Origin of the sequence: Bacillus daqingensis (genome assembly GCF_042654445.1) — a bacterium.
Lineage (GTDB): Bacteria > Bacillota > Bacilli > Bacillales > Salisediminibacteriaceae > Alkalicoccus > Alkalicoccus luteus.
Map to the genome: position 1 here is coordinate 97546 of NZ_JBHSGK010000021.1, position 11874 is coordinate 109419.

The window sequence follows — 11874 nt, forward strand, 5'->3', positions numbered from 1 at the left end:
GAAATTCTGCTCCGCAGCTCCAGTCCTCTTTGTTCGCCAGGAAATGCTGATGCAGCAAGCTACAGCATTTCCAAAAATTTATCTGAAAGCTTTTCCGGGTCTTTGTCGGAACGGCAGATGATGAGAATTGTATCATCTCCACAAATTGTTCCCATTATTTCCTGCCAGTCCAGATTGTCAATCAGCGCTCCCACAGCATTTGCATTCCCCGGTAGCGTTTTGATAACAATCATATGCGAGGTATGATCGATAGAAACGAAACTGTCTACAAGAGCACGCTTCAGCTTCTGAAGCGGATTAAATCGCTGATCGGAAGGAAGACTGTATTTATACCTTCCGTCCATCATCGGAACTTTAACGAGGTGCAGTTCCTTTATGTCCCTGCTCACTGTTGCCTGGGTCACATTGAAGCCCGCTCGGCGAAGTTCGTTTACCAGCTCATCCTGTGTTTCTACATCGTTGTTTCCTATGATATCCCGAATTTTTATATGTCGCTGACCTTTGTTCATTGCTTCCCCCTTTATCTGCTCTCCGCCCCGGCTGGATCTGACTCATGAGCTAATGTTACAACCTCTTTGAAATCGGGCTCATCCGGGCAGGATGCAGTAGTTTTAATCAGATGAAGCAGAAATTCAATGTTGCCGCTTCCTCCCCTTATGGGGGACGATGAAGCTCCGGTCACACAAAATCCTGCCTCACGCGCCAGGGCAGCAGTCTGAACGAGCACCTGGTGATGAATCGCAGGGTCTTTAACGAGTCCATTCCGGCCCACCTGCTCCCTGCCTGCCTCAAACTGGGGTTTCACAAGAACCGCCGCCTCTGCCTCCTGAGAAAGCACGTCATGCATAACCGGAAGAATATGCTTCAGTGAAATAAAGGACACGTCAACCGATGCAAAATCAGGCGTTTTCACCTGAAAATCATCACGGGTGCAGTAGCGGAAATTCGTTTTTTCCATAACCACTACCTTCGGATTCTGACGCAGCTTCCATACGAGCTGGTTTGAGCCGACGTCCACGGCGTAAACGAGCTTAATGCCGTGCTGTAATGCACAGTCTGTAAACCCTCCCGTTGACGAGCCGATGTCGAGCATCACTCTGTCGTCAAGCGTAATGTTAAACTCCCGCAGCGCCTTCTCCAGCTTCAGGCCTCCCCTGCTTACATAGGGCATCGGCTTCCCTTTCATCGATAACACAGAGTCAGCTGCGATTTTCATACCTGCTTTGTCAATACGATGCCCGTCGGCCAGGACCTGTCCGGCCATAATCGCCCGCTTCGCCTTTTCCCTGGACTCAAACAGCCCCTGCTCCACGAGAAGAATATCCGCTCTTTCTTTTTTCATCAGGCACGCTGCTGCTTTCTCGGCAGAATGGATTTGATACGGGCAGCCGTATTATCTGCTGTTAAACCGATTTCTTTTAACAGATCGGACACGCTCCCGTGTTCAATATACCAATCCGGGATACCCATCCGCTCTACGGGAACATTATACAGATTTTCATTGTTGTAATATTCCAATACAGCACTGCCGAAGCCGCCCTGAAGTGCATGCTCTTCCAGCGTAAGCAGCGGTTTTCCTTCCTCATGCAGCCTCTTCAGCATCTCTTCATCCAGCGGCTTAATAGATCTTGCGTTGATCACTTCAACAGAAATCCCTTCTTTTGCAAGCAGCTCTGCCGCTTCTTCCGCTACAGGCACCATCGTACCGACTGCAAGCACGGCTGCATCTCCTCCGGATCGAAGCGATTCCCAAGTGCCAATGGAGAGTTCTTTCAGCTCCTCATCCATCGGAGCTCCGGTACCCGCTCCACGCGGATAGCGCACTGCAATCGGTCCATTGTTATACTGATAGGCTGTATAGAGCAAGTGCTGGAATTCATTTTCATCTTTCGGACACAGAAGGGTCATATTGGGCAGATGTCTCATATAGGATATATCAAACACACCCTGATGCGTTTCTCCATCAGCTCCAACAAGCCCTGCGCGGTCGATGGCGAACATCACGTTGAGATTTTGTCTGCAGACGTCATGCACAAGCTGGTCATAGCCCCGCTGCAGGAAGGTTGAATAGATGGCGAGAACCGGTTTCATCCCTTGTGCGGCTAATCCTGCAGACATCGTCGTAGCATGCTGCTCTGCAATTCCGACATCAAACATACGCTCCGGAAACTCTTTTGCGAATTTATCAAGTCCGCTTCCGTTCGGCATTGCCGGGGTAACTGCAACCAGCTTCTCATCCGAGCGGGCGATCGTTTTCATTGTTTCTGCGAAAACCCCGCTGTAGCTCGGAGGTCCCGGCTTTTTCACTACTTCGCCTGATTCAATCTTATATGGCCCGAGTCCATGCCAAGTTCCTTTTGCATCGTTCTCTGCAGGGGCATACCCTTTGCCTTTTTTCGTCACGACATGAATCAATATCGGTCCTTTTGTCTTTTTCGCATAGGACATATTTGCACGCAAATCGTGGAAATCATGTCCATCAACTGGTCCAAGATACGTAAAGCCCAGCTCTTCAAAAAACATACCGGAAACCAGCAGATATTTCAGACTGTCCTTCACTCGCTCGGCAGCAGCAGCAAGCCTGCCGCCAAATGCCGGCACTTTCTTAATAAGCATTTCCAAATCATCTTTGGCTTTTTGATACTTTCCTGCCGTGCGCATACGCCCGAGCATGTTGTGCATAGCACCGACGTTAGGCGCGATAGACATTTCGTTATCATTCAGAATGACCGTCATATCCCGCTGCTCATGGCCAATGTGGTTAAGCGCTTCCAATGCCATACCCCCGGTTAAAGCGCCATCTCCAATAATCGGAATGATGTGCTCATCCGTGCCCTTTAAATCGCGTGCAAGCGTCATCCCCATCGCACCCGACAATGATGTAGAGCTGTGCCCTGTTTCCCAGCAGTCATGAATGGATTCTGAACGTTTTGGAAATCCGCATAGTCCTTTATGCTGTCGCAATGTGTCAAACTGATCGGCACGTCCTGTCAAAATTTTGTGTACATATGCCTGGTGCCCGACGTCGAACAGAAATTTATCTTTCGGGCTGTCGTAGAGCTGATGAAGCATCAGCGTCAGCTCAACCACTCCTAAATTCGGTCCCAGGTGTCCGCCTGTAACAGACAGTTTGTCGATCAAAAACGACCGGATATCCTCCGCCGTTTGCTCGAGTTCGGCATCTGTCATATTTTTCAGGAAGGACGGGTCTTTCATATTCAATACGTCCAAGAGAAACCCTCGCTTTCTAACATTAAGCTTTCTTCCGTCTTTTCTTTTTATCCTTAAAAATGGTTATCTTCAATTTTACCTCTAACAAATGAAATAATCTACCCACACGGTAGATGATCTCAGTAGAATAGCGGATCGCAATTGTTTTGCCTACTGATTTACCACCTACAGTAAGCGCTGCAACGACACTCGTAAAAACGACAGAAATAACAAATTGCAGCGTCGATCCTTCGCTATGTCCAAGCTGCACGGCTAGCTGAAGGACCACATAGGCAGAAGCAGTACCGCTGATGACACCGGCAATATCCCCAATCACATCATTCGTAAAATTGGAGAACTTATCTGCGTTTCGTGTGATCGTAACCGCTTGCCTTGCCCCGGGCAGTTTTTCTGCTGCCATCGCGTGAAACGGCTTTTCTGCGGCCGCAGTTGCGGCAACACCTATCGTATCTGATATTACCCCTATCAGGACAATTAGAAACACAATCAGCATGCCGACGCCCCACGCGACACCGCTCAGGATTGCTGTGGAGACGACAGAAAAAATAGCCGCTAACACAAGAGTGATAACGGCAATCATCCAGCTCCATTTCAACGAATCGATCATTGACTGTTTCATTAAGGCAACCCGGCTTTCTTTAAAAGTCCTTTAGCATGCCGGCTTGACCCCGGCTGATATGTAAATATGTAGGAAGAGTGGTCACAAACAGGGTAAAAACTGCGCCATAGGTCCAGTAGGTTTTCCCAACCGGCTGCCGAAGCGTCGCCGCTCCGGTGGTTTCCCTTTAAAGCCGGCTTGATGCTGTCACCAAACATCAGACTGGATTACCACTTAGTACGCACTATAATCCCCTGTTCATGTACACGGAACAGTCTAGAAGTTTTCCTTGGCAGCTCCGGCCACCTTCTATCCTCTTTTGCAGAGATGATTTCATACGGCTGGCGGCCGTAATCCCCTCATACTCCACTCAAGGCAGGCTACGCTGCCCACGGGTTTCCCTTTCCCGCGCGGCAGGTTCATACCCATGAGCATAGCGCTGATGGGAACAGCACCACACTCATGGGCCTCCGCGGCTGCAGGGTCAACGCCCACATGCCATTGTGGATCGCCCTACAGCCTTTACTCCCAGTCAGGACCCAAGGCTGGGCGCCTCAAGCCGAGACTAGGAACTTCATCGATGTGCCCTTTAGTGGATTTTTAGGCCCGCTTTCGAAGGTGAAGAACTGACTAGAATACTGCACCACTCTCCTTTCTCATTATACCATGAGTAAAGAGGTACGGACAATTACTTCGTGCGCTCGCTGATGTATGCGGCGAGCTCCTTTAACACGGCCGTATTGCCGGAAACCTGCTCCAGTTCCGCAAACGCTCTGTTAGTGTGATAGCGGAGTTTTTCCCGCGCTCCCTCCACTCCCAGAAGGCGCACATAGGTGTTTTTATCATTCGTTTCATCGCTGCCGACCGGCTTGCCGATCTCTGATTCATCTCCTTCAACGTCCAGGAGATCATCTTTGATCTGAAAGGAAAGACCGATATGCTTACCAAAAGCCTCTAAAGCCCGCTGTTCCGCTTCCGGAGCACCCGCAATTACCGCACCGGCTTGAAGCGCCACCGATAATAAAGCACCCGTTTTTCGGGCATGGATATATTCCAGCTCTTGGACGTCTACTTCACGTCCCTCTGCTTCCATGTCGTCCAGCTGACCCCCTACCATTCCTGGTGCACCTGACGCCTCAGTTACAGCTGCAATGATCTGCACCTTTTTATCCGCAGAAAGCAGCTCGTCCTTTGCAATCAGCTGAAAACTTTGCGTGAGCATCGCATCTCCTGCCAATATGGCGCAGGCATCTCCATAAACACGGTGATTGGTTGCACGCCCCCGGCGTACGTCATCATCATCCATTGCTGGCAGATCATCATGAATCAGTGAGTACGTATGGATAAATTCGATAGCGCAGGCTGTCTGATCGGCTTTTTCCGGTGCTATTCCATATGTGTCCAAAACTGCATAGACGAGCAGAGGTCTGACCCGTTTCCCGCCTGCTTCCAATGAATAAAGCATCGATTCCTTCAGCTTTTGCGGCATTTCTGCAGAGCCTACGACGGTCGGAAACAGCTGCTCAACCCGATCTTTATAAACAGACATAAATGTTTTCAGTTGCACGCTACAACTCCTCCTCCGGAAGTTCTGACAGGGTACCGTCCTGCTCGAGCACTTCAGTCATCTGCTTTTCCACCTTGTGCAGTTTGTCATGGCAAGCTTTGGACAGCTTCATTCCCTCTTGAAACATGTCGATTGCTTCTTCAAGCGGCACGTCACCCTGCTCCAGGTTTTGCACGATGCTTTCCAGTTTTTTCATAGACTCTTCAAAGGTCATTTGTCCTCGCGCTCCTCTCTGATTACATTGACGACAGACGCATCAATGCGGCCATCTTTCATTTTCAGTGATACCTTGTCACCTTTCGCAACACTGTCAACCGATCTCAACAGATCACCATGCTTATCATAGGTAAGACTGTAGCCTTTTTTCATCAGCTGAAGCGGACTTAGGAGCTCCAGTTTGGACAGCTGCAGGTTCAGCCGATGACGCTCGTTATCATGCTGCCGTCTTATCGCGGTCTTTAAAGCCTGTTCGAGCTGCATGAGCTTGTTCTTTTCTTTCTCCGCCATCTGATTAGGATGTACATGAGAAAGCCGCTGCTCCATTTTTTCCAGACGAATTCGCTGGGACTGGGCATTCTCCTGAAGCGCACGACGAAGTTTATCCGTCCATATATCGAGCTCCTGCTCCTTTTGTTCTAAAAGACGCTGCGGATATTGAAATGCATACGAGCGCTCAAGTGCTTTCAGCTGCTCCTGCTTTCGATCAAATTTTAATTTCACTGCACGAAGCAGGCGGGTGTGGCGTTCCATCACAAATGCACGCATATCCTGTATATCCGGTACTGCAAGCTCGGCAGCCGCAGTCGGCGTAGGTGCTCGTAAATCAGCAGTGAAGTCACTGATGGTTACATCTGTTTCATGCCCGACCGCAGAGATCACCGGTGTTGTCAAAGAAAAGATCGTGCGCGCAACCTCTTCCTCGTTAAACGCCCAAAGTTCTTCCAGAGAACCCCCGCCTCTGCCGGCAATGATCACATCAAAGGAGGCTGTTTCTTCAGCTTGTCTCAGCGCTTTTATGATCGACTCTGGAGCGTTTGGGCCCTGAACCAATACAGGAAGAAGTGTCACCGCTGCGAGCGGATACCTCCGTCGTATCGTCGTCACAATGTCGCGAACTGCAGCCCCGGTTGGAGACGTGACGACCGCAATCCGTTCCGGAATTTTAGGGATTTTTTTCTTATGATCCGGCGAAAACAACCCTTCCGCCTCTAGTTTTTTCTTCAGCTGTTCAAAGGCCATATAAAGATGACCTATGCCATCCGGCTGCATCTCTTTAGCATAAAACTGATACTGACCAAAAGGCTCATAGACGGAGATATCTCCGCGGACCAGCACCTTCATTCCATTTTCTGGAGCAAAGGCAAGGCTGCGGTTGTTTCCGGCAAACATGACGCTTTGCAGTCGGGATTTATCGTCCTTTAGCGTGAAGTACATATGACCGCGGCTGTGCTTCTTAAAGTTGGATATCTCTCCCTGCACCCATACATTTTGAAGTCCGGCATGCCTGTCGAGCGTTTGCTTAATAAGCGTTGTGATTGCCGATACGGTAACGTGATTCATGTTGCGGACAGCTTCTTTTCAGCTGACATCACCGTGTTGTACATCAGCATGGTAATCGTCATCGGCCCAACACCGCCGGGTACAGGCGTAATAAATGAAGCCTTTTCTTTCACGCCAGCAAAATCAACATCTCCTGCCAGCTTCCCGTCGGATGTGCGGTTGACGCCTACGTCCACGACCACTGCGCCAGGCTTTACGTCATCTGCTGATATGAATTTTTCTTTACCGACAGCAGCAATGAGAATATCGGCCTGCAGCGTATGGCTTCTCATATCTTGTGTTCGGGAATGGCAGAACGTAACAGTCGCATTCTCTTTCAATAAAAGCATTCCGGCTGGCTTGCCGACTATATTACTGCGGCCAACCACGACAGCATGACGGCCTTCAATTGGTATGTTGCGTGACTTCAGCATATGTATAATTCCAAACGGCGTGCACGGTAAAAAACCGTCCTCGCCTGTCAGCATTTTTCCGGTATTGTAAGGATGAAAGCCATCTACGTCTTTAGCCGGGTCGATCGCCATAATGACTTTCTGCTCGTCGATGTGGTCCGGCAGCGGAAGCTGAACGAGAATCCCGTGAATTTCCTCGCGATTGTTTAAGCGCTCAATCTTTTCGAGCAGCTCCTCTTCTGTGATGGTCGCTTCAGGCCGGTCCACTTCAGAATGAATACCTGTTTCCAGACACGCTTTTTCTTTTCCACGAACGTAAGAGGCGGAAGCAGGGTCATTTCCTACCAGAATGACTCCAAGACCGGGTGTTATTCCTTGTTCCACCAGTTTCTCAGTCCGCTCCTTAAGACTTTGACGCGTCGCCTGTGCAAGCTCTTTACCGGAAATCACTTCTGCTCCCATATTCCCATCCCCTTTTTATTCGTTGTTTTCGTTTAATTCCGCAGCGATTCGGGACGCTACTCCATTTACAAATTTACCAGCTTCTTCGTCAGCGTTAAAGCCTTTGGCGAGGTCAATGGCTTCGTTAATACTGACATTGACCGGTACGTCCTCGAGGTTCATCATTTCAAAGACACACTGTCTGAGAATGGCTCTGTCAATTCTCGACAACCGATCAAGCGACCAGTGGTCAAGTGCCCCCTCCAGTCGTCCGTCAATCTCTTCCTGATGATCCAGTGTTCCATTTACGAGTTTTATTAGGAAGTCACTGCTCTGCTCGTCCTGTTCCAATGTGGCCTCTATGGCTTCAGCCGGGTCGACTCCGGTCATTTCCACCTGGTAAAGGGCCTGAACCGACTTGATTCTAGCCACTCTTCTGTTCATAAAATATCTTGCTCCTTTTTGTACTGCTCTGTCTGATTACCTTTTACATAATAGCATATCACTAAGCCTTCATGCACTATGTGAAAGGGGGCGTAAGCGCTTTAATCAAGAAAAAACGTTCTGCAGGCAACTAGCATGCCTGCAGAACGCTGCATTATTCTGGAGCGGCCTCAGCTTCCAGCTTTGTTTCAAACTGGACACCGGTTACGTGAATGTGCACGTTCTGTGCCTCCAGCGCTGTCATCGTTTTCAATGTTTGTACGATGTTTTCTTGTACCCGGCCGCCAACTTCCGGGATTGAATGCCCGTATTTTGTAACGATGTAGACATCGATTGTGACATTCTCCCCGTTCATGTCGACCTTTATCCCTTTGCTTAAGGATTTACGTCCCAGTTTCTCAGCAACTCCAGCCGCGAAATTCCCGTGCAGGTGGTCTACACCTTCCACTTCTGCAGCTGCGAGGCCCGCAATTATTTCCACGACCTCAGGTGAGATTTCAACCGTACCCAGTTCATTTTTATAATCGGCTATTTTTACTGTGTGGTTCTCAGCCATCTTACTCCTCCTCTTCAGCACGTATCGGGTAAAGCTCGAGGAACTTCGTATTGAAATCCCCGCTTCGGAATACGTCATGCTGAAAAAGCCTGATATGGAAAGGAATTGTCGTATGGACTCCTTCCACATAAAATTCTTTCAGCGCGCGCTCCATTTTGCTCACGGCTTCCGCTCGATCGGCCCCGTGTACAATCAGCTTTGCCACCATTGAATCATAAAACGGGCTAATTGTGTACCCATTATAACACGCGCTGTCGACTCTGACTCCTGGTCCGCCCGGCGGGAGATAAAAAGACAAGGTTCCCGGAGAGGGCATAAAGTTACGGAATGGATCTTCTGCATTGATCCGGCATTCGATGCTCCAGCCATTAAACGTCACATCTTCCTGGCGGACGCTGAGCGGCTCGCCGGAGGCCGCACGAATCTGCTCTTTAATCAAATCGACGCCTGTAACCATTTCGGTTACAGGATGCTCCACCTGAATCCGTGTATTCATTTCCATAAAATAAAATGATTCGGTATTATGATCGAAAATAAATTCAATCGTACCAGCTCCAACATAATCTACAGCTTCGGCAGCTTTAACAGCCGCGTCACCCATCTTCCGGCGTACTTCCGGACTCACCGCAGGCGATGGCGTTTCTTCCACCAGCTTTTGCAGGCGACGCTGGATTGAGCAGTCGCGCTCCCCTAGATGAATCGTATTGCCGTGCTTGTCAGCCAGCACCTGTATTTCCACGTGCCGGAAATCTTCGATAAATTTTTCTAAATAGACGCCGCCGTTGCCGAAGTTCGCCTTCGCTTCTTTTTGGGTAACAGAAATTCCTTTTTTTAATTCTGCTTCATCTCTAGCTACTCGAATCCCTTTTCCGCCGCCTCCGGCAGTTGCTTTAATGATAACAGGGTAGCCAATTTCAGCCGCTACTTCGGCTCCGTGATCTGGACCATCGACAAGGCCATCAGAGCCTGGTACGACAGGTACTCCAGCTTCCTGCATCTTTTTCCTTGCGACGTCCTTTGTTCCCATTTGACTGATAGCCTGTGGACTGGGACCAATAAACGTCACGTTACAGGCATCACATATTTCAGCAAAATCGGGGTTTTCAGCCAGGAAACCGTAGCCTGGATGAATTCCGTCAACATCCGTCAGCTTAGCAGCACTAATAATGTTGGTGAAATTTAAATAGCTGTCTGTGCTGGAGACAGGACCGATACAGACAGACTCATCAGCCATTCGAACGTGCAGCGCATCTTTATCTGCAGTTGAATAAACGGCTACAGTGCCAATGCCCATTTCCTGTGCTGCCCGGATAATTCGGACGGCAATTTCTCCGCGGTTTGCGACTAGTATTTTTTTCATATTCAATCCCTCTATTCTGCTTCGACGAGAAATAGTTCCTGGCCGTATTCAACCAGCTCGCCGTTCTCAACCAGTACTTTTACAATACGTCCGTTCACTTCTGCTTCGATTTCATTCATCAGCTTCATCGCTTCAACAATGCAGACGACGGAGTCCTTCTTAACCGTGTCTCCTTCTGCTACGTACGGATCCGAATCCGGAGAGGGAGAGGAATAAAACGTTCCAACCATTGGTGAGGTTATTTTATATGTACCTTCCTGATCGCTGCCAGTTTGAGGAGCTTCGGCCTTTGGCTCCGGAGCAGACTGTTTTTCAGGCGCAGGCGCTGGAGCCGGCTGAGGCGCTGGAGCTTCCTTTTGCTGCGGTGCAGGTGAAGATGCTTGTACGGTTTGACCGCCGTGTTTTTTAAGTGACACTTTTGCTCCATTTTGCTCGTACTTAAATTCATCAATGCTTGAATCGTCAATCAGTTTAATGAGCTCTCTGATTTCCTGAATTTTTAACATCATGATCCGCCCTTTCATCATTTAGCTTCCGTTACATGTAACGATAAACCATTAGGAGTTGCTCATAAATATGCTACCGTATTTCAGATAATTTGAAAACATCTTTTTGGTCAGACCACTTCGTAAGCGCTTACAATGACAATCTGAGTAAAGCGAAGGAATTCCTTCGCCTTACTCCATTCTTTCCAAGGTGACGCTTTACAGCAGAGATACGATCATCCTCGATCAAGCTTCGTTATTGCTGTCACTGCTTTCTGCAGCTTCTTCCTGCTCTAAGTCCTGCTTTTCCACTGTTTTGTAGTCCCGGAAAATCGGAAAGTCTGAAAGGTTATCCGGAATTTTTCCGTCTTCAAGCAAAATGATTTTAACAATGTTTTTATTGCGCGCCATATGATACTTCTCACCGTACTCGTTTTCCTGAGTGTATGCCTTCAGGCTTTTGTAGTCTTCTTCCTGAATAGAAACCGGCATGCCCCCCTCTGCTTCTTCTTCAGACTGAGAGAATCCTACTTCAAACTCCACAATCTGAATTTTATCGTTTTTTTGGCTGCGCGTCTGTTCCAATACTGCTTTTGCGCCTTCCGTTAATTCTGACCATTCCATGACTGCTCACTCCAATTAATTTAAATTCTCTGCTATCCGCGGGAAATGTATTTGCCGTCTTTTGTATCAATAATCAGGATGTCGCCCTGGTTTACGAAAAACGGCACTTGCACAGTCAATCCTGTTTCGAGTGTTGCAGGCTTCGTTCCGCCTGACTGCGTATCGCCTTTAATGCCTGGCTCCGTTTCCGTCACTTCGAGCTTCACGTTCTGTGGAAGTTCCACTCCAAGAATTTCTGTTCCGAATGAGAGGACACTTACCTCCATATTCTCTTTTAAAAACTTCAGCTGCCGTTCGATCTGGGAGGTAGACAGTTCAATTTGTTCATAAGTCGTTGTATTCATAAATGCGTGTTCATCACCTGACGAATACAAATACTGCATTTTCGCATTATCGATGTGCGCTTTTTCTACTTTTTCTCCTCCCCGGAATGTTTTCTCCTGGATGTTCCCTGAACGAAGGCTTCTGAGCTTGGAACGGACAAAAGCGGCCCCTTTTCCCGGCTTGACATGCTGAAACTCCAACACCTGCCAAATATCATTGTCTACTTCAATCGTTAGTCCTGTTTTAAAATCGTTTACTGAAATCATGTTATATCCTCCTTTTTAATGTAACA

The 11874-nt window shown here is 48.5% G+C and carries 14 protein-coding genes; all 14 read right to left on the reverse strand.

Annotated elements, in window-relative coordinates; all coding sequences use genetic code 11:
* Positions 1–59: 59 nt before the first annotated feature.
* The 14 genes from ahrC to efp all read right to left on the reverse strand — a co-directional run bounded on the left by ahrC (position 60) and on the right by efp (position 11848).
* Complete coding sequence (gene ahrC, locus ACFO4L_RS15975; RefSeq protein ID WP_168006358.1) at positions 60–509, reverse strand: transcriptional regulator AhrC/ArgR; 450 nt, start codon at positions 507–509, stop codon at positions 60–62.
* A gap of 11 nt (positions 510–520) precedes the next feature.
* Positions 521–1342 (reverse strand): TlyA family RNA methyltransferase, encoded by an 822-nt coding sequence (locus ACFO4L_RS15980; protein ID WP_377910660.1) that lies wholly within the window; start codon positions 1340–1342, stop codon positions 521–523.
* Entirely contained in the window at positions 1342–3216 is a 1875-nt protein-coding gene (gene dxs, locus ACFO4L_RS15985) for a 1-deoxy-D-xylulose-5-phosphate synthase (RefSeq protein ID WP_377910661.1), read from the reverse strand. The genes ACFO4L_RS15980 and dxs overlap by 1 nt, the downstream gene beginning before the upstream one ends.
* A gap of 37 nt (positions 3217–3253) precedes the next feature.
* Positions 3254–3850 (reverse strand): CNNM metal transporter family protein, encoded by a 597-nt coding sequence (locus ACFO4L_RS15990; protein WP_377910662.1) that lies wholly within the window; start codon positions 3848–3850, stop codon positions 3254–3256.
* Positions 3851–4517: 667 nt separating this feature from the next.
* Complete coding sequence (locus ACFO4L_RS15995) at positions 4518–5378, reverse strand: polyprenyl synthetase family protein (RefSeq protein ID WP_377910951.1); 861 nt, start codon at positions 5376–5378, stop codon at positions 4518–4520.
* A gap of 19 nt (positions 5379–5397) precedes the next feature.
* A complete protein-coding gene (gene xseB / locus ACFO4L_RS16000; RefSeq protein WP_377910663.1) occupies positions 5398–5610 on the reverse strand; it encodes an exodeoxyribonuclease VII small subunit in 213 nt (70 codons plus the stop codon).
* Positions 5607–6956 carry an exodeoxyribonuclease VII large subunit gene (xseA, locus tag ACFO4L_RS16005; RefSeq protein ID WP_377910664.1) on the reverse strand — a complete coding sequence of 450 codons (1350 nt, stop codon included), beginning with the start codon at positions 6954–6956 and terminating at the stop codon, positions 5607–5609. The genes xseB and xseA overlap by 4 nt, the downstream gene beginning before the upstream one ends.
* Positions 6953–7810, reverse strand: a complete 858-nt coding sequence (folD, locus tag ACFO4L_RS16010) for a bifunctional methylenetetrahydrofolate dehydrogenase/methenyltetrahydrofolate cyclohydrolase FolD (protein WP_377910665.1) — start codon at positions 7808–7810, stop codon at positions 6953–6955. Before folD ends, xseA begins: the two co-directional genes overlap by 4 nt.
* A 15-nt stretch (positions 7811–7825) precedes the next feature.
* Positions 7826–8233: a transcription antitermination factor NusB gene (gene nusB / locus ACFO4L_RS16015; protein ID WP_377910666.1), complete on the reverse strand. Its 408-nt coding sequence runs from the start codon at positions 8231–8233 to the stop codon at positions 7826–7828.
* Between the two features lie 154 nt (positions 8234–8387).
* Positions 8388–8789 (reverse strand): Asp23/Gls24 family envelope stress response protein, encoded by a 402-nt coding sequence (locus ACFO4L_RS16020; RefSeq protein WP_377910667.1) that lies wholly within the window; start codon positions 8787–8789, stop codon positions 8388–8390.
* A gap of 1 nt (position 8790) precedes the next feature.
* The gene (accC, locus tag ACFO4L_RS16025; RefSeq protein WP_377910668.1) at positions 8791–10149 is read right to left on the reverse strand and encodes an acetyl-CoA carboxylase biotin carboxylase subunit; all 1359 of its coding nucleotides are present in this window, start codon (positions 10147–10149) and stop codon (positions 8791–8793) included.
* Positions 10150–10160: 11 nt separating this feature from the next.
* The gene (gene accB, locus ACFO4L_RS16030) at positions 10161–10655 is read right to left on the reverse strand and encodes an acetyl-CoA carboxylase biotin carboxyl carrier protein (RefSeq protein WP_377910669.1); all 495 of its coding nucleotides are present in this window, start codon (positions 10653–10655) and stop codon (positions 10161–10163) included.
* A 225-nt stretch (positions 10656–10880) separates the two neighbouring features.
* Complete coding sequence (locus tag ACFO4L_RS16035) at positions 10881–11258, reverse strand: hypothetical protein (protein ID WP_377910670.1); 378 nt, start codon at positions 11256–11258, stop codon at positions 10881–10883.
* Positions 11259–11290: 32 nt separating this feature from the next.
* Positions 11291–11848: an elongation factor P gene (gene efp / locus ACFO4L_RS16040; RefSeq protein WP_377910671.1), complete on the reverse strand. Its 558-nt coding sequence runs from the start codon at positions 11846–11848 to the stop codon at positions 11291–11293.
* Positions 11849–11874 lie beyond the last annotated feature (26 nt).